The following is a 21,891-nucleotide window of genomic DNA, read 5'->3' as shown; positions in this document are numbered from 1 at the left end:
CGCCACGGTGCCCTGAGTCACGAAACTCGACAGCTTGCCGGGGAGCGAAAAACGCTTGGGAATGTATGAGGAAATAGCGGAATATTAGAGATAATGTACCCCGCCGAGGCGGGGTTTCCTGTCAGTCCGGCCTTGATCGGCGACGGCCTGTTTCAGCGCTGCTACGGGCAGGACTTCTGTTGACCCCGCTCCGTAGATGCAGGCCGTCTATCCCTGCGGTTTTTTAATAAAGTAACGCACGCTGACCGTTCCGTTATCCGCAAAGTGATATTGCTCAATCGTTTCTATCACGAGGTCGCTGCCCTTTACCTTGTTGCGGTTGTGGGCGACGGCCTCGTCACCAATAACAATCAGCGCCACCTCTTCGATGTCGATAGCAGCGCGTTGTTGCTCCCACATGCCCTCAAGAATCTGCATACCGTCACCACTGTGGGCGCCGACATACTCGATATGGAGGCCATTGGGCGCTATGCTTCGGTACGCGTTAAAGAAGCCTTCTCTGTCTCCCGCATTCCAGCACGCCACCTGAGTGTGCATAAATTTTTCAACCGTCTCTGGCGTCAAAGCTGCCATTGCGCTCTCCTGTGTGTTGGTCAAGTAAACCACCGCCGCCAAGGGCTGGCGGTGTTTATTTAAGGTCGCTGCCCCGTACATTCCGCGCCGAGCCGTTGCGTCGATCAGACTCACCCCAGGCGATCCAGTGATCCGGCTCGCGCTTGTCGCCCACGCGTCGCCAGCGTCCTTCCTGCTGGGCGGTAATAGGGAAGCCGCCCACGAAATCGATCATATCGCCACGGGGGTCGGGCAAGAATTCCCACTCCACCTTGCCGTCGATAACAATTTTAGCGGTGTCCAGAAAGTAGCTGCCGTCCTTGTGTACCGCCAGGCCTTCAATATCGGTGCTGCAATGCAGCTCGCCCTTATCGTTCTGGAAAATCGCATAACCCAGATTGTCGTGGCCCAGCATAAAGGACCCCATGTCCCAGCTGCCGTCTTTATAAATCGTGGCAAAGGTCCACCACAGTACGTGCATTTTGTTGTCGACAACAATGTCTTTGGAATAGTGAATGGCACCGCCCTCTGGCAACCAGACCTGATCCAGACAGATCACCCCTTTTACCGGACGCCCATTCAGGGTGCCGTGTACATCGTAGAGCTGCGACACATAGAAGGTGCCTAGTTCTTCACCGGGAATATAGAACTGGGTGCCGTTACCCAGCAACCGCCCCTCAAGATTCAGCAGGCCCTCTTCAAACCAGGAAAAGGCATCGCCAGAGGCGCTCAGATGCCAGGGCGCACCGTCCTCACCCTCAAGACTGGACCAGGTCACGGTGTCACCTTCCAGGCGGCGATCCGGAAACATGGTAGTGGCGCGAGTGGCCATCGTGTCCTGGTCAATGCGCAGGGTTTCGCCGTCAACCCGAGTGGACAAGAACAGAAACTTGGTGGGATTGGGCGTGCTACCCGGCGAATTCAGCGCGCGGGCAAGGGAGTACATATGGCCTTCGTCATCACGCAGAGTACCAAAGGGCATATGCTTGGTAAATTTCAAACCATAATGGTCGCGGGTGTCGGCGATTTTTTCACCGCTCACCTTTTGCGGTGCGACAAGGCACTGGTAAGCAAAGTCACCGCGATTGGGGATGTGCGAAAATTTGGGCATTGTTTGCTCCTGTCGTTATTGTTATGGAGCGGGCGCCGCAACAGGCCGCCCGCTCGGCATGATTAATCCCAGATAACGTGAACTTCCTTGGCTTCGCGCAACTGTGCGCCCTGAATCACCGGCGCAGGCTTATCGGGGTCGAGGCGAATGTTCGGCAGCAGATCCAATATCGCGTTCACCGCACAATTCAGCTCCAGCTTGGCCACAAATTGGCCGATACACATATGCGGGCCAAAGCCAAAGCCGAAGGACGGCTTCTGCCGGCGGTCGATATTGAATTCATCCGGGTTTTCAAACACCGACTCGTCGCGGTTGGCCGAGGTGACCATGCACTGCACAAAGGAGCCCTTTTCGATTTTCACCCCGTGCAATTCCACATCTTTGGCCACTTCGCGCACCTTAAAGGTCGCAACCGGCTCATAGCGGGTGGTTTCGTTTATCAACGGACTGACCAGCGAGCGGTCGTCGCGGACACGGTCGAGCAGCCCCGGGGTGTTAAACATCATCGCCAGCACAGTACTCAGGGTGCGGGTTGTGGTTTCCCCGGCGGCGGGTAACAACATGCGACAAAAGGTCACCACCTCGTGGTCGTTCAGCATCCTGCCTTCATGTTCGGCACGCAGCAGGCGGCCAATCAGATCGTCCCCTTCGCTGCCCCCGGCGCGGCGTTCAACAACGATTTCATTGATCGCGTCGTAGAGCGCCTTGCCAGCCTGATGAGCGGTCGCCCGGGCATCCTGCAATTTATCCGGGTCAATCTGATTGCCACCGACCATTGCCAGCGCCCATGCGGCATACTTGCGGTATTTTTCGGGATCATCCTCGGGGAAACCCATCAGGGCGTACATAATCCGGATCGGGAAGCCCAAACCGAACTCCATCAGATTGCCTTTTTTCTTGTCCACCAAGGGCCGAATAAAGTCGCGACGAATTACTTCGTCGATACGCTCACGCCACTTGTTGACGGTGGCGGGCATAAAAGTGGGTTGTAAGAGGGTACGCACATTGCGATGCTGCTCGCCGTCCATCGCCAGAATGGTCAAGCCGTCGAAGGCTTCACCAAAGCCCCGCGCGATAAAGCCGCTGGTGTAGGTATCGGCATCCCGCAGAATACTCATCACATCGTTGTAGCGAAACACCGCGTAGTTGGGGCGGCTGTCCTGATGGATACCTGCGTTGGTCGGCACCCCGAACTGGGCGATAAAATTACCCTCGTACACCGGAGCCTTGTCGCGCATTTGCTTACAGGCCTCGTGGATATCCACGTCGGTGCCTTTATAGAGGTCGGAAACCGCCGAATAGGCTGTTTCCAGGTTCATATCTTGAACGGAAGAGTCAGACATAACTTGAATCCAATTATTATTTAAAGCTCAGCCAGGACAATACCCCGGCACGAACACTGGCGGGTGCAAATCACCTTGGCCAATCAAACACCTATGAGTGTAGATAAAGTGGTAAACTTTTTCCGAAAATGTGTTTGACGCGCGGTCTAACCAGCGGCGCGTAGCGGTAAATCAGGAAGGAAGGCATGACCAACGCAAGGCAACAAAGCAAGGCAGCGACCATTGAGTTGATATTACGGGCGGCAAAGGCAGAGTTTGCCGAACACGGCCTGGAAAAGGCCAATGTGAAGAAAATCGCCGAGCGTGCCGGAGTTACCAAACAACTGGTCTACCATTACTACAACAGCAAGGAGCAGCTGTTCGCCTGTGTTCTGGATGTCAGTTCAGACAATACCATGACCGCCCTCACCGCCCTGGAATTCGATCACCTGCCGCCGGTGGAGGGGCTGCGAGTGTTGATAGAACACTTATTCGATGCCTACCAGCGAGACCCGGAAATGGCACAGCTTGCCACCGAAGGCATTCGCTTCCATGACAGCCACACTACCCCGGCCAACCGCTTTATTGACCTCGGCCCGCAGCTCACTGAAAAAATGACAAAACTGATTGATCGCGGCTGCGCCAGCGGTGAGTTTCGTTCAGACCTGAATCCGGAGCTGGTGTTTGTGACCACCTGCCTGATGGTGGCAGGAGCCTATACCAACCGCTATCTGATTGACTCACTGAGCACCATCAGCACACGCAATTGCGAAGACTTGCAGGTCTGGCGCCGCTTTACTGCCGATTTTGTGCTGGCGGCACTGATCGCACCGCCATCACCCGCAGACGTTAAGGCAGGTAACGCTTAACCCGCGCGGCTGCCAAACGGCCTGGCATACCATTCACTCCGCCGCCGGGATGGATTCCCGCCCCACCCAGAAACAAGCCTTCCACCGGTAGCCGGTCGCCACCAAGGCCGGCCGCAGGGCGCATGCCCCCTGAACGGGTGGTGCAGGTGTCGATATGAATCACACAGCCATTATGCAGATTCAGTCGTTTCTCCCAGTCCCGTGCGACCTCCATGCAGCGACCAATTTCCAGCTCCTTGAGCCCTTTCATATATACCGCCGCCCAATCAATAACCTGGTTGGCAACCTGCTCGCGGATAGCATCCCAGCCTTCTACAGGATCAAGCGGCATCGCTACCGGGTAGAGATAGGCCACATCCTGGCCTTTGGGGGCCTGACTGGGGTCCATCGCCGTGGGGGCGGTGATCCACATATACGGATGCTTCGACACCTGACCACGGCCAACGCATTTAAAGTTGTCGAGCACAGCCTCTTCGGTGCCAATCAGCAAGACACTTTTGCGCAAACTGAGACCGTCGCCCCGCTTTTCCTCCAGCTCGTGATAATTGACCTGACCACTGAGCGCCAGATCAATCTTGATGGGCGAACCACCATGGGCGTTCGCCGGCGCCAGCTGTACCTTGGTCAGGGCACCGCGGTCCATTTCTCCCTCGGTCACCATTTCAAAGGCTTGCTTGGGGTGGATAGATGCAACGACCGCAGCGGCGCTAATGGTTTTGCCACTCTTCAGGCGTATGCCACTGACTTTTTTGTTTTTCGATACGATTTCTGCAACTGGCTCATTCACCAGAATATCGCCCCCCAGCTCACGCAACCGTGAAGCCAGCGCGTCGCTGATGGTCTGCATACCACCCATAGCACGGCCCAGGCCGAACTTCTGGATAAAGCCCAACAGCACAAAGTAGATTCCGGTCGCCTCGTTGGTAATTGGCCCAGCAGCCCCCAGCAAGCAGCACAGTGCGGAGCGCACCACCGGATGTTCAAAGCGTTCCATAATTGTGGTGTAGGCAGGGCTGCTGACCAGCGCCATGATCTCATCTTTGCGGCCGCTGTTTTTCATCAACGCCAACAGTGAGGCCAATTTTGCCTTGAAGTTAAAGCTCGCAGGGTCAACGCGCATTTGCGGCAAAGCCATATCGACAAAGGCAAACACCACTGGCATCAGTTTTCGGTAAGCCTCGGCGTCCTTGGTGGAGTAACGCGCAATTTCATCGGCGGTTTTTTCGTAGTCACGGAAGAACACCAGGGTGTCCTTGTTGGGGTGCACGTAGACATAGCCGGGGTTCATTTCCTTTTGAACAAAGCCGTGACGCTCCAGCTCGAGTTCCTCAATCATCATCGGGTGCACCCGCAGAGACATCAGGTCGAGGGCACAGGGATTGATCGTGTGATTGGGGGCCTCGGGTATCAGTGGGCCCGAGGTGCACATGCCGCCAACCTGGGGCAATGCTTCGACTACCACAACTTTTTTACCCGCTTTGGCTAAATAACAGGCCGATGCCAGGCCATTGTGTCCGCCACCAACAATGGCAACGTCGTACGATGATTGATCCATGATATTTCCCTGGTTGCACAGCACCGCTGTCCACAGGGCCTGCTCAGCCCAGGTTGCGGTGCCAGATTTTGTTAAAATTATTCAAGGCAACGATTTAACCACGACAAGCGTCAATTAATTTAGTGGGAAGGTTTTACTCACAGTCAAACCAAAACCTTTACCATCCTGGAAGCTATGCTCGAAAGGCCAACACCAGGCGCTTGATTCTGTTCGGCAAGGCCTTGCGTGCCTGCTTGCTCGAAGGCACCAGTTGTTCGCTGAGGATGTAGCGAATGATGAGTTCACAGACCAACTCCCGATCAATCACCACCCCTGAGCGCTCCTCCCAGGCATCGAACACAATCGTCAAATCCGACTGAAAACGGGAAATCGAGTCATGGAATATGCGCAAGAACCAGCCCATTGCGTAGTCGGGGGCCACCATCAGCAGCTTTCGCGAGCGCCCCACCTGCAGATAGTTATCTAGATAGCGAATAAACGCGTCAAACCGCTCATCAGGGTCGTCATAGGGGCCAACTGCGTCGGCGAGAGCCTGGTGAAAACGGCTACGCTTATGGCGGGAAAACGCCTCAAGAAGTTCATCCTGGGAAGAGAAGTAGCGGTAAAATGTGCCTCTGGAGATACCGGCCTCATTGCACACATCCAGTATGGATACCCGCTCGACACCCGACTCAAGAATCACAACCTCTGCCGCCGCCAGAATTGCCTCAATGGTATTTTCAGACCGCTTGTTCCGCCTGCGGGCCACCGTTGTCGTTAAACTGCTCGCTGCCACACCTGCCTCTCGATTAGAACTATTGAACATCGACACAATATACACCAGCACAGAGGCAAAGTGTCTCGAAAGTGAATATATTGTAACACTTAATTGAACATTTTGATGTATTTTGTTTAACTATTGCCATATTTAAGAGCTCTTATCGGGCAATATATTTCGCCAAACAATAAAACTACGAGGTATTCCATGAAAGCGGCTGTTATTACCGAACGCGGCGCAACCCCACAAATACAGGAGTTTGCACCACCCCAGCCACAAGCGGGGGCGGTTCTGATTAATGTAGACACCGCCGGGCTCGGCGGCTGGGACGTATTGGGCGCCTATCGCCTTGGTGTTGAATATCCCTGTGTAATCCGTGGCGAAGGGGTCGGCCATACCACTGACGGCAAGCGAGTCTACTTTGGCGAGCGCTCCGTTCTGCCCTGGGGGGCCTGGGCAGAACAAACTCTGGTGCCGGAAGAAGAGGTATGGGAAGTTCCCGACGGCGTCGACGATCGCACAGCAATTGCTATGGGTATCGCGGCGACTGGCGCATTGGTGCCCCTGGAAGCTGCCAATATTCAAGCAGGTGAAAAAGTATTGATTCTCGGTGCCACCGGCACCCTTGGACAGATCGCCCTGCAACTGGCCCGCTATCTCGGCGCTGGCCACGTCAGTGCCGCGGCCAGGGACAAGTCCTCACTGGACAAGCTATTGGCCCGAGGCATCTGCGACAGTGTTGTCGCCCTCGGCACCGAGGATGACGCCGCAGCACTGAAAGCCGACGCGGGGGAAGGTTACGACGTGGTACTGGATCTGGTCTGCGGACAGCCGATGCTCAATGCCCTCAAGGCTACACGCTGGGGCGCACGGATTATGACAATTGGCACCGGAGCCGGGCGGGAAGTTCAACTGGACATGGCCCACCTGCTCTTCCGCACGCTTTCGGTCGTAGGCACCGGCCAGCGCCCCCCTGCGGATCGCGAACAAATCTGGCGCCGCCTGCTGACAATTTCGGCGGAGCAGAATATTGAAATCGACTACCTCGATTTTGACTTCGACGACGCAGCTACAGCTTGGGAAACTCAGGTAAACGGCCCCCACGCCAAAATTACCGCACGACTTCGTTAATCCCGCAAGGACCGCTCTGGACCAGCGCGACTCCTGCATGTACGGTGGCGACGCCGACATGACAGGAAGATGCGAGACGCTTACGCCGGTATGCCTAAAGCTCCCGGCTGCGCCTTATCAGCTGGTAATACACCTGCACCGCATCGCGGTAACTGTCTACGGCCACCCGCTCATTGGTGCCGTGAATGCCCGCGATTTCCTCCGGCCCCAGCTCTATACCAATAAAGCGGTAACTGTTCTCGGCAACACCCTCGAAATGACGGGCATCGGTGGCCGCGACAACCAAACGCGGCGTTACCACAACATTCGGGTTTACCTGACGAACAATGTCACTCAGTACGTTAAAGCCGGCGGAGTCCGGCGCGGCGACCGAGGAGGGATTGCTGCCAAAGCCACCGTAGGGACTCACACTGACTCGAGGGTCGTCGATAATGTCGATCACCCGCTGGGTGACCAGCTCAACAGTTTCACCGGGAATGATTCGAAAATTCACCACGGCACTGGCGGTGATCGGCAGCACGTTGTCCTGCACACTGCCCTCCAGCATCGTTACCGCTGTAGTGGTGCGAATGCCGGCGTTCAATGTGGGGGTCGCGCGAAGAATTCTGTCGAGCAGCGGCGCGAACAGCCATTCATTGGCAAACAGCACCCGTTGATACCAGGGAATTTCATCGCCGAGATAGCGGATCAGGTCAGCCATCATATCCAGCCTGGCCGGCATGGGATTGTTTTCAAGACGACTCACCGCCGCAGCGATAATACCTGCAGCGGTCTGCTGAGGCGGCATGGAGGAGTGCCCCCCGGTGCCTCTAGCGGTGAGCTTCAAGCTGACATAGCCCTTTTCTCCTGGCCCGATAAGCGCAATGGGGCGGCTCACTCCCGCCATCATCCCTCGGGCAATCACGCCGCCTTCATCCAGTAAGAAGGCGAGTTTTTCCCCACTGTCGGCAATATGCTGCGCCATCGCGACAGCGCCACGCCCCCCCACTTCTTCATCGTGGCCGAAAGCGAGGTAGATATCACGCGGTGGTGTAAACCCCTCCTTGAGCAGTCGCTCCACCGCCTCCAGAATCCCCATCACGCTGGCTTTGTCGTCTACCGCGCCCCGACCCCAAATATGGCCTTCGGCGATAACGCCGGCAAAGGGGGGATACGCCCACTCCTGCTCCGTACCTGGAATGACCGGCACCACATCCTGATGGGCGAGCAGCAGTATCGGAGCAGCATCGCGATTATCTCCCGCCCAGCGAAACAGCAGGCTGTCGCCGGCCATAACTTGATGAGGGATACGCTGGAATACCAGCGGAAAACGCTCCGTCAGAAAAGCGCGAAAATCCGCAAAGGCCTGCCGATCGACCTGCTGCGAATCCTTGTTGGATACTGTCGGATAACGAATAGCCTCCGCCAGTCCTTCGGCCAGATAGGCGCTGTCCCAACTCTCTTTGCTCAGGGGTTCAACCGCCCCCTGCTCCGGCGGCGTGAACTGGTAAGTGCGCCAGGCCAGCACCCCCAGCAATATCACCAGGGAGAGAGAAATCGTGCGTAAAAAAACCTTCATGGTATGGCCTGCCAACGTCACTGCGGTTTACTGGAATTTATAGCTGAATTCGACACCCATCTCTCTGGGTGTACCGGGTACCCGGTTGGCTACTCCGATAACACTCGTTACCGCGATCCCCCCGACAAAATAGGGGTCGTTTTTCAGATTATCGACATAGGCCGCCACACCCATGCGGTCGTTAATTTCCCAGCGCAGGCGCGCGTTATAAAGCTCGTACTGGCCAATGGTTGAGTTGTCGTATTCACCGCTGAGATAGTCAGTGCCAATAAAGATCCGGTCGGAGTAGTAGTATTGCAGCTGGGGCACAATCAGCCCGACAGGGGAATGCCAGTCATAGGCCAGCACCACACCGCGAACGTTCTGGGGAACCTGCGGGAAGGCCTCGTTGCTGCGATCGACAATGGCAAAGCCATCGGCGGTATTGGTGCCCAGGTCATACTCCACGAAGTCGCCGTCGGTATAGCCTGCATTGGCCGTAACGGAGAAATCCCCGAGCAGCGCGGTGAGTTCAAATTCGAAACCATCAACCACCGCTTCACCGGCATTACCGGTAAACTGGACCACCTCTGTTTGCGTCGAGCCCCGTTCATACAGCGCGACCTGCAGGTTGGTGTAATCCATCTGAAACACCGCCACATTGAAGCGCAGTCGCTGATCGAGGGCATCCAACTTAAAGCCCAGCTCCTTGTTAAGTACCACTTCTGGCTCAAACTGCTGAATATTTGACTCAGTCTGGGTCGAACGCACATCCAGACCGCCGGATTTAAAGCCCTTGCTTACCGTGGCATAGGCCATAAAGCTGTCCAGATTCAGCGCCTCTAACATCTCCTCCTGAGCAACGTAATTCACTGTGATATTCGGGGTGAATTCGGCGAAGGTCGTATCGCCTTTAAGGGCTGGAGCGTAGGTCAAGGGCACCTCGGGTGCCCGATAAGCGTAGTACTGCTGCAAGCTGACCGGAGAATAAATGCCGTCCATAGCGTGGGTAACCGGCTGGACGATTGCAGGGTTGCTACCAATCTGGGCATTCAGGCGATTGGCGTATTCCTCGTAGTCCGGCGTGCCCTGAATTTGCACCGTGCTGCGTTGTTCTTCGGTATAGCGTAATCCCAGTGTCAGCTGGGTGGACTCCGACATATCCCAGCTACCCTGGGCAAAAACGGCTGCGGTCTGGTTTTCGTAATCTGCCAGCGCTATCGCGTTAGCCTGCACTGGCAGCACCATCGCATCGGGCGGAGTCACTGGCAGGTTCACCGCAGCGTCAGAGCCGACAGCGACCAGACCATTATCACCCACCTCGGTGCCGTCGATGCTGTTATCGAGATTTTCCTGGGCAAAGAACACACCGAAGGTATAGGTCAGGTTGTCATTCCACGCCATGCCATTAAATTTGAATTCCTGGGTAAACTGATCCCGGGTCGCCCCGGCAATCGATTCCCCGGCCCCGCGAAGCACCTGATAGCCCGCATCAGGCCCCACTGCAACACCGCGAATTGCGGTGCCATCGGAGTCGCCGCTGATGCGGATATTGTCCTGCAAGGCGTAACTGGTGATACTTTCCACATCCAGTCCCCACAGGGCACCACGCAGGGTCAACGCGAGCATATGGTTGTCGATGGCATACACCGCATCTTCAGCGGTCTGGCTGACCTTGAAGTCCTCAGCCAGTGCCGAACTTTCGTTACACGCGGCCTCCAGATCCGGGCCGCCCTGCCCTCGGTAGTAGCCCTTGGTTAATATGGCGTCGCCGTTCTGGAAGGCACAGTTATAAGGCGAACCCCGCTCATCAATACGACTTAGAAAGCCAAATATATCGACTTCCCAATCATTGTCCGCATACCAGATCACCCTCGACGACAGGGCCATACGATCCTGATCAAACAGGGACTGGTCGGCGCTCACATTCTCGATTGAACCATCACTGCGTTTGACATTCAGTGCCAGGCGCATCGCCAGGGCGTCTGTCAGTGGAACATTGGCATCGAGTTTGAGGCTCTTGTCACCAAAATCCCCCGCACCAACTCTGGCACCAAATTCAAAGGTGTCGGTGAAGGGCTTTTTCGAATCCACTAATATCGCGCCACCGATATTATTCTTGCCAAACAATGTGCCCTGAGGCCCACGCAACACCTGAATACTGGCCACATCCACCGCGTCCAGCAGCTGAGCGTCAGAACGGGGTACGTATACCCCATTCAGGTACATTCCAACACCGGGGTCGAGCACCGGGTTGCCCGATCGCTGGCCGATGCCCCGAATAAATACCGCCGGAGCCTTGTAGTTGGTCTGGGAGAATTGCAAACTCGGCGCCAGCCGTTCGACATCCTCAATATCACTGATACCGAGATTGTCCAACATATCCGAACCAATCGCCGACACCGCGATCGGCGTATCCTGCAAACTTTCCTCCCGGCGCCGGGCCGTGACCACGACCTCCTCGAGCATGGCACTGCTGCTGCTCTGCGCAAAGACAGGCATCGTCGCCATGGACAAAAGGCTCAATGATGCAGCGGGAACCAACGCTGCGGCACGGACCGCTGCAAATGCAGGATTTTTCATATTGGGTTTCTCTCATAGCTATAGTTATCAAGGCCGCTGTTTATCGGCTTCGCGACATGCACTCACCCGAAAATCGGGGAAATACCCCTGCGGCGCCCCCCCCCCTTCACCAATACCCTCGAAGACGGCCGTCATGTTATCACCGAAAACACTATAACATAGGACAAAAACCCTGCGGGAGCGAGGCCCCCTCGCGAACTCCTCCCTGCGCCAACACCTTCGCGAGCAGGGCTCGCTCCCACCATTCACCCCCCCCCAACCCGGTGGGAGCGAGGCTCCCTCGCGCATTTCGCCCTGCGCCAACACCCTCGCGAGCAGGGCTCGCTCCTACCATTGAAACCACCCCCAACCCTGTGGGAGCGAGACTCCCTCGCGAATTCCACCCTGCGCCAACACCTTCGCGAGCAGGGCTCGCTCCTACCATTCAAACCACCCCCAACCCGATGGGAGCGAGGCTCCCTCGCGAATCCCACCCTGCTCAAACCCTTCGCGAGCAGGGCTCGCTCCTACCATTCAAACCACCCCCAACCCTGTGGGAGCGAGGCTCCCTCGTGAATCCCACCCTGCGCAAACCCTTCGCAAGCAGGGCTCGCTCCCACCACTCAAACCACCCCCAACCCTGTGGGAGCGAGGCTCCCTCGCGAATTCCACCCTGCGCCAACACCTTGGCGAGCAGGACTCGCTCCTACAACACGAGCAAACCGCCAGTGAGAGCGAGGCCCCTCGCGAAAGCCCCTGAATTGGTTTGGCCTCGGGTCAAACACCCTTTGTGAAATATTCCGCTATCAGTGCCATGATTATTCTCAATAACGCCAATAACGGAGTAGATAGCATGAATGACACCGAACTTAACGCCTGCAATAAGCCGCAAACACTGAATCCTATCGCCACAGCTGCCGCTCTAAAGCCCCTTCTTCTCGAAGAAGCCGGACACGCCGAGTCACAGGGCAAAATGTCCGCCAGAGTGTTTACCGCAATACAGGAAAGCGGCCTGTTCACAATGATGTTCCCAAAGCGTTTCGGCGGTGTCGGCAATACTCTGCTGACCCATCTGAAAACCGTCGCAGAGTTGGCCAAGGCCGATCCCGCCACAGCCTGGTCATTTGGTCTATTGTCCAGTGTATCGGCATCGGCGGCGTCGCTTCCCGTCCCGACCCGCGACCGAATATTTCAGCGTGGAAATGAATTGGTGTGCAGCGTAGCGGCCCGCACCGGCACCGCGACACCCTGTTCCGAAGGGTACGAAATTACCGGTAGCTGGCCCTATGCCTCTGGATGCATGCACGCTGACTGGGCGATGAACGGCATTAACATTCTCGACAATAACGGCAATGTGGTAGACGCCGGCTTTGCCATTATGCCGCTGAAAGACAGCGCGCAGGTGAACATCAAAAACACCTGGCAGGTCGCCGGTGTTTGTGCATCTGGAAGCAACACTGTTGTGGCCGAGAAGCTGGTTCTTCCACCCGAACTAATCCTTTCTTTCAGTAAATTGCGCAGCGGCACCAGCGATGACCCGGCTGTACGCGCCGCGCTGGAACCCCGCGACCTGTGGCCTGTTGAGCCCCTGTTTCCGCTTACGGTGCTCGCGCCGATGCTCGGCGGCGCACAGGGCTTGCAGGAGGCGGTAAATTCAACGATGGCCAAACGCAAAATCATCGGTTGGAAATACGACAGCCAGGCCGACGCCGAAATTCTTGCCGGTATTCTCGGTGAAGCAACAATGGAAATTGAGTCGGCATGGCTGCATATCGAGCGCACTGTCGCCCTTGTTGACGAGGTTTCTCCCCAACGCGCCCTAACGGGTTTTGAGAAGGCAAAAATGCAAGCTGACTGCGGGTATGCAATGAAACTGGTGCGCAGTGCCACAGAAAAACTGATGGATATCGCCGGCCCCGGCAGCTTCGCCCAAAGCAGTGCCATGCAGCGGCTGTGGCGGGACATCAATGTGGGCAGCCGCCACAACGCCTTGAACAGCCGCCTGTCGATGGCCTTGTACGGTCGCGCCCTACTCGGCGCCGAATCCAACCTTGAGCTGCTGCAGGACATCAGCCAATAGCCCGACAAATAATAGAGAGGTAGCACCATGTCCGACGACGATAAACTTGCGCATTTTCTCCACCACCAGATCGATTGCTGGAACAAGGGAGACAAGGAAGGCTTCCTGGCCAGCTATCGTGAAATTGCCCCCAAGGGCTTGTCAATCGAATATGTAGGTATGGCGGCGGGCGACCCGTGGCAGATGCTGGAGGGGATGTGGCAGGCCCAGGCGAGCGTAAAAATCGAAGTGCTTGAATGTATTCAGATCGGCAACCAATCCGCCAGCCACCACCGCAATGTGCTGGCAGATGGCAGCATCAGCAGTGAAACCATCGAGCTATACACCCTGAGCGAGGGACGGCTGGAGTCGAGAATTTTTATCCAGCGGCCCTGAGCATAGTATTCGACCCGCCAAAACACCGAGCGCCACCCACATGGCGGCGCTCGGTGGTTTATTGACACTGCCAGTTTTCAGCTTTGTAGATCGCCTTGGAAGCATTTTCCTGCCCGACATAAGTTGCTTGCTGGGGGTAGGGACACAACAAAAACTCTCTGGGCGGCGTACCCTTTGGCGGGTTATCGAGATAGCTGTAGGGATTCGGAAGCAATTTCGCAATTCCCTCAGCCTGGAAGACCTGCTCTTTGTCGCCACGGTGGGTGACCACAGCAGCCGGCGCGATGCCCTTTTCTACCCAATCGATCAGTGACTCCAACAACCTGTCCGGAACATCGACGGGGCCAGGACCACCAAAGCAGTGGTACAAACCAGGGGCAATATATAGTCGGGCGAATTGGTTCAGCGCCTCATCGCTGCCAGTCTGCGCACGTATCGCTTCGTAATAGTCGATTTGATCCCGAAAGGAGATTGCCGAGTCACCGGTGCCGTGCCAAAACACCACCTTGGCCCCGGCGTTCGCCACTTTACTGTAGTCTGCAGAGGCGCGAACACCGTAGCCGGTTCGAGCTACAGCGTTACGCCACGCTTTGATGTCCTCGGGGTCGCTAAAATCAAACTCGGCCATAAAGTCATAGTCCTCACCGAAATAGGCCTGGGAAAATGATTTGGCAATAGTGCCTGCACCAAACTCGAGAAAGCTTACCCAGCCGGTGGGGTGGGTCGCCACCAGCCCCGGGTAAAGTACTTCACCGCTCGGCAAGCGCGGCCCTTCCAGAATACTGTTAAGCACCTCAAGCTCCAGTCCAGTGAAACAGCTCTCTGCAGCTTGCCCCGGTTTGCACACCAATTGCGCCGGGTCGTAGTCACACTTGCGTGGGTCCCAGACCATTTGGTCTTCAACACCATCGGTGGCATCGCATTGCGCCTGTATAGACTTCTCCATTGTCAGCAGCTTTTCTTCGTCGAGCTCCTTCTCAGGTAGTTTGTCCAGCTGCTTGGCAATCCACATAAAATTAAGAATATTGGCGGTGTCGATTCCCGGCGCGCCGATCAACAGACCATCGTAGTCCTCAGGGTGGTAATTTGCCGCCATCACGCCCATGCGACCACCGCCGGAGCAACCGGAATGATAGCGGTACACTGAATCGGTGTTGTAATAGGCCTTGGTCATCGCCTGAGTTTGCACAGCCGACACATGGCCTCCGCGGTGAATATGGTCAATCGCCTGGGCTTCGTTGGCGAGAAAGCTCCAGTTGAGCATAAAAGCCTCATGCCCGGTGTCTGTGCCTGCAACGGCAAAACCAGCGGCCAACGGGTAGCCATAGGGAGACTCGGAAAGTATTGGCGTTCGGCCTGCACCTCCGCCCAGACCGATAAAGTAGTAACGACCGTTCCACACCTCCGGCTGCGGGAGTTGCAACCGGAAGTTAACGCGATTGGGGGTAGGCTCATTGGTGGTGACATAGCCTTTAACGTGGCAGTGCTGCACAGGGAACCAGTTCGCCTCAACTTTGGTGAGGGTCGTGTCTTCGGAAACTACTGCCGATAATTCATCCATACTGCAGCCGGGCTGCTCTTCCGTTAAGGAGTAGTCAAGCACGACAAAAGCCGCCACCACGCCAACAATACTGCGAAGAAATACTTTCTTTTTATTCATGATGTTACCGAAACCCTGTTATCCATAGTTTTAGCGCGCCAGTACACGCCGGTTAAGCGGGAACTTTCTCACCGCCGAATACCGGTGGCCGACCAAGACTGAGAAGCATGGCACCGCCCACAGAGGTCGCAAAGACACAATAAACAAGAATGTCGTCATAGCCGCCAGTGAGCTTGTACATGGTGGCAAATAACAGCGGCGCTCCCGCCGAAGCGATAGTAATCAACCCCTGATGAAACCCCATAAGCCGGCCGTATTCCTTCATGCCAAAGAACTTGGCCACCAGAAAGGCCGCGATATCAAATTCAGCGCCAGCGCCCACACCCACCAGCGCCACAGCCAGCATCATCAAGGGAATGCTGTCACTGCCCATGAGAAAGAGCATGCAGCCAACCGCCGGTAACATCAGGCTGGCCGCCGCAACGCCGGGAGGCCAGAAGCGATCGAGAAAAAAGCCGACTGTTAGCCGCCCTCCCACCAGTGATATTCCGAAAACACTGAATATCGCACCGGCCTCTGTCGCGGAGAACCCCATGTTCTGCAGCATGGGGATACTGTTGGTAATCATCCCCATCACCGCCGATACCACCAGCGCGATGGCGATGTTACATGTCCAGTATTTGCGGGCCACGATCCCCTCTTTGAACTCCACTCCCGATAGGGGTACAACATCGCCCTCAGCGCCGGCCTCGGGTTCAGTAGCCGTGGGAACTCGAAACCAGAACAGCGTCAGCGGAATCAGCAGAAAATTCAGTGCGGCCAACAGCCCGAACACCCCCTGCCAGCCCCACCGCTCAACACAAATTGCAATTGCCGAGGGAATGACCGCGGCTGTCAGACCCGTTCCTGACAGCCCAATTGCCAGAGCCAGGCCACGGTTCTCCACGTACCAGAGATTGATTAGCTGGGTCCAGGTGATAGCCAGCGCGCCCATACCGACAATGGGCAGCAAGCCAAACATGATATACAAGCTCCAGATCGAGCCACCCAATACCGGAATACAGGCGAGATAGCCCAGCCCCATCAAGGCCAGGGAGATCATCGTGGTGCGACGCACACCAAGCGCGAGGTTCACCCAGCCTACCGCCTGTAAACCAATTACCGCACCACCATAAAGAAAGGAGATGGCAATTTGCTGGCTGCCTCGATCCCAACCGAAGGCCTGCTCAAAGGGTATGACCAGCGCACCGAAGCCATACAGCAGCACAGCGTTAATGCTCACAGCAATACCGAACACGGCGAGAATCAAAATTTTCCAGCCCGAGCGGAATTCAGTCAAATTCATGGTTTTCTCTCTATTTTTATGCTGATACAGCGATATTAATGCTTACGTTTTCTGTGCCGCCGCACTGCGCGCCGCAATATAGCCGAAGGTCATCCCTAGCGTATTATTGGCGCCGTTGCCCGGGGCCCGCCCCCTCCATAGGGAATTCATATCCAGCCCCACCGCATATAAACCGGAAATCGGCCTGTCCCCTTTAGCCAACACCCTCGCCTCCGCGTCGACCCGCAGACCAACAGTGGTAGTGGAATCACCGGGAAACACCTTCACCGCATAAAACGGGGGCTGCAGAATCTTACCAAGACAGGGGTTAGGCCCGTGGGCAAGGTCGCCAAAGCCAAAATCAGACGGATTGTCACCGCGCTGAAAGTCCTCATCGTGCCCCTGCTCTGCAAAGTGATTAAAGCGTGTCACTGTTTGTACAAGCCCCTCACTGTTAACACTAATCGCCTCAGCCAATTGAGCCAAGGTATCAGCGGTTTGCAGATAACCCTCTTCCGTCATTTTTTTCAGGCCGATGCCACCCGGTCTTACCAGGCCAAGACCATACTTTTTTATAAACCGGTGATCGCAAATCAGATAGGCGGGGACAGACCCCGAGCGGTGCATCGCGTCGACAAAGTTGGTCACCGATTCGTTGCCGAAGCGCTCTCCGGCCTTGTTAATGGTGATGCATCCGGGCTTTCCCCGATCCAGAAACAGGTGAGGAAACTTTCGCAAATTTCCCGAGGGCTCACGGTGAACGGAGACTACCACCCACCCGGCGTTGCTGAGGTTTTCGCCATCGAAGTCTGCACCCAATTCCAGCGAACGGGTGATACCATCGCCGGTATTACCCTCAGGCACTATCGACACATGTTGGTCGGCAAAGGGTATATACCGCTTTCTCATTTCCGGGTTGGCTGAAAACCCACCGCTGGCGAGTATCACTCCGTGCCGGGCCACCACTTCTAACTGTGCGCCGTCCCGCTGCACGGTCACCCCTTTCACCGCCACGGCGTCGCTTTCCGTTTCGGTGAGCAATTCATGCATAGGCGCATTCGACCACATCTCGACACCGGCATCGACACAGGACTTAAGCAGACTCGCGGCCAGGGCATTGCCCATTGTCAGCCTTGTGCCTCTGGCATAGCGCAGCCGATCGAGGCCGAAGCGAAGCAGCAGTTGCACAATATGGGCGAAGGAACGCAGCGAACGTCGCGCATTGGCGATATGGGGCATATCGCTGATACCCACCATACAGCCACCCGGCGCATTGAATTCGGTCAATGGCGGACGCAGGCGCTGGAACCACGGCCCCAGCGTTCGGCCGTCAAAAACCAGCGGAGAGAGTAAGCGGCCACTGTCTTTAAAACCTCTGACGCCGGGGTGCCAGTCGGCGAATCCCGGTTGCAGGGTGAACTTCACCTCGCTGTTATCATCGAGAAAGCGCACCATTTCCGGCGCGTTATGCAAAAAGCTGTCGAGTAAATCCCGCCGCAACGCGCTGCCGACGACGTCGGTTACATAGCTCTCGGCCTCGGCAATGCTGTCTTCTATCCCCGCCGCCTTGGCCTGAGGACTGCAAGGCACCCAGATACCCCCGCCAGACAAGGCTGTTGTACCCCCAAAATATTCGGTTTTTTCCAGTAGCAACACGTCCAGCCCGCTGCGGGCCGCGACTAATGCCGCTGTCATGCCGGCTCCACCCGAGCCGACAACGATTACATCTTTCACCATCATCGTGTTGTGATCTCTATATTATTGTTGTGAGCGCGCGGCCTCACGTTATCACGAATGCAGGGCACCTTGGGCAGCCAGAGAAGATTGCATTTGACTCGCGGTACAACGAAATATTCACGATATTCCCCCCAACCGATCCCATCGCTATCAATACTTTCTACACTAGCCCGACGCCAATAATTTGAATAAGGAAATAACATGCGCGATCCCTATAAAGTCATTATCTGGGGCCCAGGCAGAATGGGCAGTATTTGTATTTGGGAGATGTCGCAATCCCCCGCCTTTGAGGTTGTCGGCGTCAAGGCCTATTCCCCCGCCAAGGAAGGCATCGATGCCGGAAAGCTGATCGGCATTGACCCCCTCGGCGTTATCGCAACCTGTGACGGCGACGCGCTGCTGCAGCTCGACTGCGACTGTGTGGTCTACACCGCCCACGACGAAGGCACCTTCCATACCGACGACGAAATACTCGCCATATTGCGCGCAGGTAAAAACGTGGTCACTCCCCTGCCCTATCAAAACGCCCAGCTATTCCGCGAGGAAAGTTTTATTCAACAGCTCAACGCCGCTTGTGAGGAAGGCCAGTCGACCTTCTATTCCGGTGGCATCGACCCCGACCTGATCCCCAATCGCGTGTTGCTGGCTCTGACGGGCGGCTGCGCTGACGTCAAAAGTATTCACCTCCATGAGAATTGGGACTGCAGTGAAGCCGCCCCCGGCCCTCTGCAATATATCGGCTTTGGCCAGCCCCCTGAACAGGCCCGAAAAATTGAAGTATCGCAAAACATGGCTGCCAACTTTATGCGTTCGATTGTCAAAACCGCAGAAAAGGTGCTGGGGGTACGCTATGACAGAATCGAGCAAAGCCATGATTATGTGCCGACGCCTGCCGATATTGACAAACCTTTTCCCATCAAAGCCGGCACCGTGGCACGTATCACCCACCGTATGCAGGGCTTCTGCGACAATATCGGCTCCGACCCCCTGTTCACTATTGAATACCATTGGTTGATCGGCGATACCATGCTACCCAAGGGAACCGCACCCGGTCAGTACTACGTGGCCACTATTGAAGGCCGCCCTTCAATGCGTATGACCCTCGACTTCTGTGTGTCCAACAATAGCGACGAGCGCTTTTTCAATATGGGCAATATGGAAGTTGAACCCAGCTATATCGCGACCATTATCCCCTGTGTGCAAGCAATTCCTCACGTCGTTAGTGCACCGCCCGGGCCGATGGACTCCTTCGACCCCAGCCTGAATTGGCGTCAGGATCCGCGCCGATAGCACTCGCAGGCAGGCAGGTACGATCAGACCGCGCCCACCTGCCAGTCATTACCCTTACACCGGATGATTCGCTCGGTAAAAATAGCGTATTTCCAGATTCCCCTTGTCGAAGCGATAGAACTCGATGCTCGGTGACGGTGGAATACCGGAGGCCTTATCCCGATGATTCAACACGTGTACTGCGGCCTCGTTGCCATTAATCAGCAGCTCCTGCACGTCGGTACGGGTTTTACCACCGTAGGCTTCACACATTTCGTCCAGCGCCTTCCATCCATCCAGCGGTGGAAGACCAACATACTCAATCGTGAGTTTGCCTGGCGCCACCGAGCGAAACAGCTCGATCATTTCGTCAAACTTCTGTTCGTTCCACAGGCGGTATTGGGCGCGTAAAAATCGCTCGATGCCTTCGGCTTGCAGGGTTTCCATACTCTCACTCCTCATCGTTATTATGAACCGGCGCTCACCGGTGCTGCGGCGTCTACCGTCGCCATACCAAAAATCACCGACGGAGGAATCACAATGCAAGCAAGCACTCCAGCCCAGGCACCTTTAAAAATACTGAAGGCCAGCAAATCTATATTGCTTAGACCGAACACCCACAACACTCCGACTGTAATAGGGAAGACAGTCAACAGTGCGACTATGCCAAGCAACAGGCCAAACAACAGGGCATTTCGCGGCAACCAGGCCGGCACCGTTATCGCCAGGGGCGCAAATTTGCCCTTGCGCACTTTACTGCGGTGCATCGCCACAAAAATGGCACCGATAATCCAGCACAGAAAAAAGGCGGTAATGGCGAGGTCGGCACCGTAGCCGTGCTCACCCCACATCGGTACGCGCTGGCTGGCGCCAAAGGCAAACCAAGCAATCGCGCCATTAATCACCAAATTTATCGCAAAATTAGTCACCATCTCCTTGCGCAGGTGGCGATTTAAATCGACTGGTAACGAAATACCCATCATTGTTCTATCCTTCTAATTATTAATAAAAAACCTAACCACGTGCGGGAAGACTGCCTTCGACATTCAGCATCCCCAACAGCCAACCGGTCGCCATACCGGCATACATGGCATTGCCCATTACCGCACGCCGCGCCAGATCTGCGTCCTTGTTTATCAACGCCGCGAAACAGGCCAAACTTACCGCCTCAAGGCCAAAATTCACCACGGTGCTCCAATGCAGGGTGTCGTCGAAATATTCGTCCGTCCACGCATCATTGGCGCCATCTCCCCAGGAAGTGTTACCAAACCCAACGCCGCCGGCCCAGATTTCCCGAAGGTCTTTCTGTCCGTCTTTACCCACGATAATTTGCTCGTAGGTTTCTGGCTGCGAGGTGACCGCAACCTCAAAGGCCGAGCGGAGTACACGCAGGTATTCCGGCGCAGGCAGCTCGTAGTCAACACGCATAAAGTCACGGGTGTTGATACGCACCATCGATGGCTGTGGGCGACGATGGGGACGCCGCTGGCCTATTGGCGCGTCCTCGGTTTTAATTACCTGACACCCTGCGTTATAGGCCGTGTTCCACAGTGCCCCGGCGTTCAGGTCTTCGTGGAGTAGATCATCGACATAGTCGAGGCATTTGTCATTGCCCTGGGCCATCACCGATAATCTCGAATTAAAGGTCGCCGCAAGGTTATCGAGAGTCTCCAGATACGGAGGCTCCAGTGCGATCCCGAGTCTCTCCATCGCCGGCGGCATTCCCCAGTTTTCCCGCAATTCCATACCACCCCAATATGACGAGGCATAGGCAGCCCATAAAAACCCGCCAAACTCACTATCACTGACCTCGGTTTTCATGATGCGGCGCGAAAGTTCATTGGTTATCCACGCGTTAAAGGCAATCCAATAAGACTGCGGCGAATTCAGCGCCGCTGATTCGGGCGCGAAGCCTTTAGTAAGTTCGTCGTAGAGCTTTGCAGAAGCTGGCGCCAAGCTAACCAGCGAATCTACGGCTGGCACACCCATGCCGTCCAAATAATTGTTCTGCTCTAAAATTGCATTCATCTTGCTGCCTCGTATTAGTCTTATCGTTAACAACGTTTTAGTCGTCACAATGACGACGGTAATAAATGACTATTGGGCAATC

At 55.8% G+C, this 21,891-nt stretch carries 18 protein-coding genes; 5 read left to right on the top strand and 13 right to left on the bottom strand.

Annotation, left to right across the window (positions count from 1 at the left end; genetic code table 11):
* Positions 1–207: 207 nt before the first annotated feature.
* From HCU74_RS03410 to HCU74_RS03400, 3 genes are all read right to left on the bottom strand, one after another.
* Complete coding sequence (locus HCU74_RS03410) at positions 208–573, bottom strand: nuclear transport factor 2 family protein (RefSeq protein WP_168448982.1); 366 nt, start codon at positions 571–573, stop codon at positions 208–210.
* 55 nt (positions 574–628) lie between these two features.
* Positions 629–1,663 (bottom strand): hypothetical protein, encoded by a 1,035-nt coding sequence (locus HCU74_RS03405; protein ID WP_168448981.1) that lies wholly within the window; start codon positions 1,661–1,663, stop codon positions 629–631.
* Positions 1,664–1,725: 62 nt separating this feature from the next.
* Positions 1,726–3,006 carry a cytochrome P450 gene (locus HCU74_RS03400; RefSeq protein ID WP_168448980.1) on the bottom strand — a complete coding sequence of 427 codons (1,281 nt, stop codon included), beginning with the start codon at positions 3,004–3,006 and terminating at the stop codon, positions 1,726–1,728.
* A 185-nt stretch (positions 3,007–3,191) separates the two neighbouring features.
* Between HCU74_RS03400 and HCU74_RS03395 the strand changes: the two genes are divergently transcribed.
* Positions 3,192–3,854, top strand: a complete 663-nt coding sequence (locus HCU74_RS03395) for a TetR/AcrR family transcriptional regulator (RefSeq protein WP_168448979.1) — start codon at positions 3,192–3,194, stop codon at positions 3,852–3,854.
* Here the strand turns inward: HCU74_RS03395 and HCU74_RS03390 are convergent.
* Complete coding sequence (locus HCU74_RS03390) at positions 3,835–5,409, bottom strand: phytoene desaturase family protein (RefSeq protein ID WP_168448978.1); 1,575 nt, start codon at positions 5,407–5,409, stop codon at positions 3,835–3,837. The genes HCU74_RS03395 and HCU74_RS03390 overlap by 20 nt on opposite strands.
* Before the next feature lie 172 nt (positions 5,410–5,581).
* Complete coding sequence (locus tag HCU74_RS03385; RefSeq protein ID WP_210425087.1) at positions 5,582–6,184, bottom strand: TetR/AcrR family transcriptional regulator; 603 nt, start codon at positions 6,182–6,184, stop codon at positions 5,582–5,584.
* Positions 6,185–6,373: 189 nt separating this feature from the next.
* Here HCU74_RS03385 and HCU74_RS03380 point away from each other — a divergent pair, with 189 nt between their 5' ends.
* The gene (locus HCU74_RS03380) at positions 6,374–7,297 is read left to right on the top strand and encodes a quinone oxidoreductase family protein (protein ID WP_168448976.1); all 924 of its coding nucleotides are present in this window, start codon (positions 6,374–6,376) and stop codon (positions 7,295–7,297) included.
* Between the two features lie 94 nt (positions 7,298–7,391).
* Here the strand turns inward: HCU74_RS03380 and HCU74_RS03375 are convergent, their stop codons facing one another.
* A complete protein-coding gene (locus tag HCU74_RS03375) occupies positions 7,392–8,855 on the bottom strand; it encodes a M20 family peptidase (protein ID WP_168448975.1) in 1,464 nt (487 codons plus the stop codon).
* Positions 8,856–8,882: 27 nt separating this feature from the next.
* Positions 8,883–11,417, bottom strand: a complete 2,535-nt coding sequence (locus HCU74_RS03370; RefSeq protein WP_168448974.1) for a TonB-dependent receptor — start codon at positions 11,415–11,417, stop codon at positions 8,883–8,885.
* Positions 11,418–12,249: 832 nt separating this feature from the next.
* Here HCU74_RS03370 and HCU74_RS03365 point away from each other — a divergent pair.
* Positions 12,250–13,476 carry an acyl-CoA dehydrogenase family protein gene (locus tag HCU74_RS03365; protein WP_168448973.1) on the top strand — a complete coding sequence of 409 codons (1,227 nt, stop codon included), beginning with the start codon at positions 12,250–12,252 and terminating at the stop codon, positions 13,474–13,476.
* A gap of 27 nt (positions 13,477–13,503) precedes the next feature.
* Positions 13,504–13,851 (top strand): nuclear transport factor 2 family protein, encoded by a 348-nt coding sequence (locus HCU74_RS03360; RefSeq protein ID WP_168448972.1) that lies wholly within the window; start codon positions 13,504–13,506, stop codon positions 13,849–13,851.
* 58 nt (positions 13,852–13,909) lie between these two features.
* Here HCU74_RS03360 and HCU74_RS03355 read toward each other — a convergent pair whose 3' ends face one another.
* From HCU74_RS03355 to HCU74_RS03345, 3 genes are read right to left on the bottom strand one after another with little or no spacing between them, the layout of a single operon-like run.
* Positions 13,910–15,511 carry a tannase/feruloyl esterase family alpha/beta hydrolase gene (locus HCU74_RS03355; RefSeq protein ID WP_168448971.1) on the bottom strand — a complete coding sequence of 534 codons (1,602 nt, stop codon included), beginning with the start codon at positions 15,509–15,511 and terminating at the stop codon, positions 13,910–13,912.
* A gap of 52 nt (positions 15,512–15,563) precedes the next feature.
* Complete coding sequence (locus HCU74_RS03350) at positions 15,564–16,796, bottom strand: MFS transporter (protein ID WP_168448970.1); 1,233 nt, start codon at positions 16,794–16,796, stop codon at positions 15,564–15,566.
* A 42-nt stretch (positions 16,797–16,838) separates the two neighbouring features.
* Positions 16,839–18,515: an FAD-dependent oxidoreductase gene (locus tag HCU74_RS03345; protein ID WP_168448969.1), complete on the bottom strand. Its 1,677-nt coding sequence runs from the start codon at positions 18,513–18,515 to the stop codon at positions 16,839–16,841.
* 198 nt (positions 18,516–18,713) lie between these two features.
* On the opposite strand from HCU74_RS03345, the gene HCU74_RS03340 reads away from it, so the two are divergent.
* Entirely contained in the window at positions 18,714–19,802 is a 1,089-nt protein-coding gene (locus tag HCU74_RS03340) for an NAD(P)H-dependent amine dehydrogenase family protein (RefSeq protein ID WP_168448968.1), read from the top strand.
* Positions 19,803–19,856: 54 nt separating this feature from the next.
* On the opposite strand, the gene HCU74_RS03335 is transcribed toward HCU74_RS03340, so the two are convergent.
* From HCU74_RS03335 to HCU74_RS03325, 3 genes are read right to left on the bottom strand one after another with little or no spacing between them, the layout of a single operon-like run.
* Positions 19,857–20,228, bottom strand: coding sequence for a hypothetical protein (locus tag HCU74_RS03335; RefSeq protein ID WP_168448967.1), 372 nt, complete (start codon positions 20,226–20,228; stop codon positions 19,857–19,859).
* A 20-nt stretch (positions 20,229–20,248) separates the two neighbouring features.
* Positions 20,249–20,764, bottom strand: coding sequence for a hypothetical protein (locus HCU74_RS03330; RefSeq protein WP_168448966.1), 516 nt, complete (start codon positions 20,762–20,764; stop codon positions 20,249–20,251).
* A 31-nt stretch (positions 20,765–20,795) separates the two neighbouring features.
* Positions 20,796–21,809, bottom strand: a complete 1,014-nt coding sequence (locus tag HCU74_RS03325; RefSeq protein WP_168448965.1) for a hypothetical protein — start codon at positions 21,807–21,809, stop codon at positions 20,796–20,798.
* Positions 21,810–21,891 lie beyond the last annotated feature (82 nt).

Source organism: Spongiibacter thalassae (assembly GCF_012272835.1).
Taxonomy (GTDB): Bacteria; Pseudomonadota; Gammaproteobacteria; order Pseudomonadales; family Spongiibacteraceae; genus Spongiibacter; species Spongiibacter thalassae.
The sequence above is the reverse complement of the archived record's forward strand: the minus strand, read 5'-3'. Positions and strand labels throughout refer to the sequence as shown.

Coding starts and splice junctions, on each gene's coding strand:
- HCU74_RS03350 (WP_168448970.1), bottom strand. CDS start 16,796: ATGAATTTGACTGAATTCCGCTCGGGCTGGAAAATTTTGATTCTCGCC.
- HCU74_RS03365 (WP_168448973.1), top strand. CDS start 12,250: ATGAATGACACCGAACTTAACGCCTGCAATAAGCCGCAAACACTGAAT.
- HCU74_RS03380 (WP_168448976.1), top strand. CDS start 6,374: ATGAAAGCGGCTGTTATTACCGAACGCGGCGCAACCCCACAAATACAG.
- HCU74_RS03325 (WP_168448965.1), bottom strand. CDS start 21,809: ATGAATGCAATTTTAGAGCAGAACAATTATTTGGACGGCATGGGTGTG.
- HCU74_RS03330 (WP_168448966.1), bottom strand. CDS start 20,764: ATGATGGGTATTTCGTTACCAGTCGATTTAAATCGCCACCTGCGCAAG.
- HCU74_RS03345 (WP_168448969.1), bottom strand. CDS start 18,515: ATGATGGTGAAAGATGTAATCGTTGTCGGCTCGGGTGGAGCCGGCATG.
- HCU74_RS03395 (WP_168448979.1), top strand. CDS start 3,192: ATGACCAACGCAAGGCAACAAAGCAAGGCAGCGACCATTGAGTTGATA.
- HCU74_RS03355 (WP_168448971.1), bottom strand. CDS start 15,511: ATGAATAAAAAGAAAGTATTTCTTCGCAGTATTGTTGGCGTGGTGGCG.
- HCU74_RS03340 (WP_168448968.1), top strand. CDS start 18,714: ATGCGCGATCCCTATAAAGTCATTATCTGGGGCCCAGGCAGAATGGGC.
- HCU74_RS03370 (WP_168448974.1), bottom strand. CDS start 11,417: ATGAAAAATCCTGCATTTGCAGCGGTCCGTGCCGCAGCGTTGGTTCCC.
- HCU74_RS03390 (WP_168448978.1), bottom strand. CDS start 5,409: ATGGATCAATCATCGTACGACGTTGCCATTGTTGGTGGCGGACACAAT.
- HCU74_RS03360 (WP_168448972.1), top strand. CDS start 13,504: ATGTCCGACGACGATAAACTTGCGCATTTTCTCCACCACCAGATCGAT.
- HCU74_RS03400 (WP_168448980.1), bottom strand. CDS start 3,006: ATGTCTGACTCTTCCGTTCAAGATATGAACCTGGAAACAGCCTATTCG.
- HCU74_RS03335 (WP_168448967.1), bottom strand. CDS start 20,228: ATGGAAACCCTGCAAGCCGAAGGCATCGAGCGATTTTTACGCGCCCAA.
- HCU74_RS03375 (WP_168448975.1), bottom strand. CDS start 8,855: ATGAAGGTTTTTTTACGCACGATTTCTCTCTCCCTGGTGATATTGCTG.
- HCU74_RS03410 (WP_168448982.1), bottom strand. CDS start 573: ATGGCAGCTTTGACGCCAGAGACGGTTGAAAAATTTATGCACACTCAG.
- HCU74_RS03405 (WP_168448981.1), bottom strand. CDS start 1,663: ATGCCCAAATTTTCGCACATCCCCAATCGCGGTGACTTTGCTTACCAG.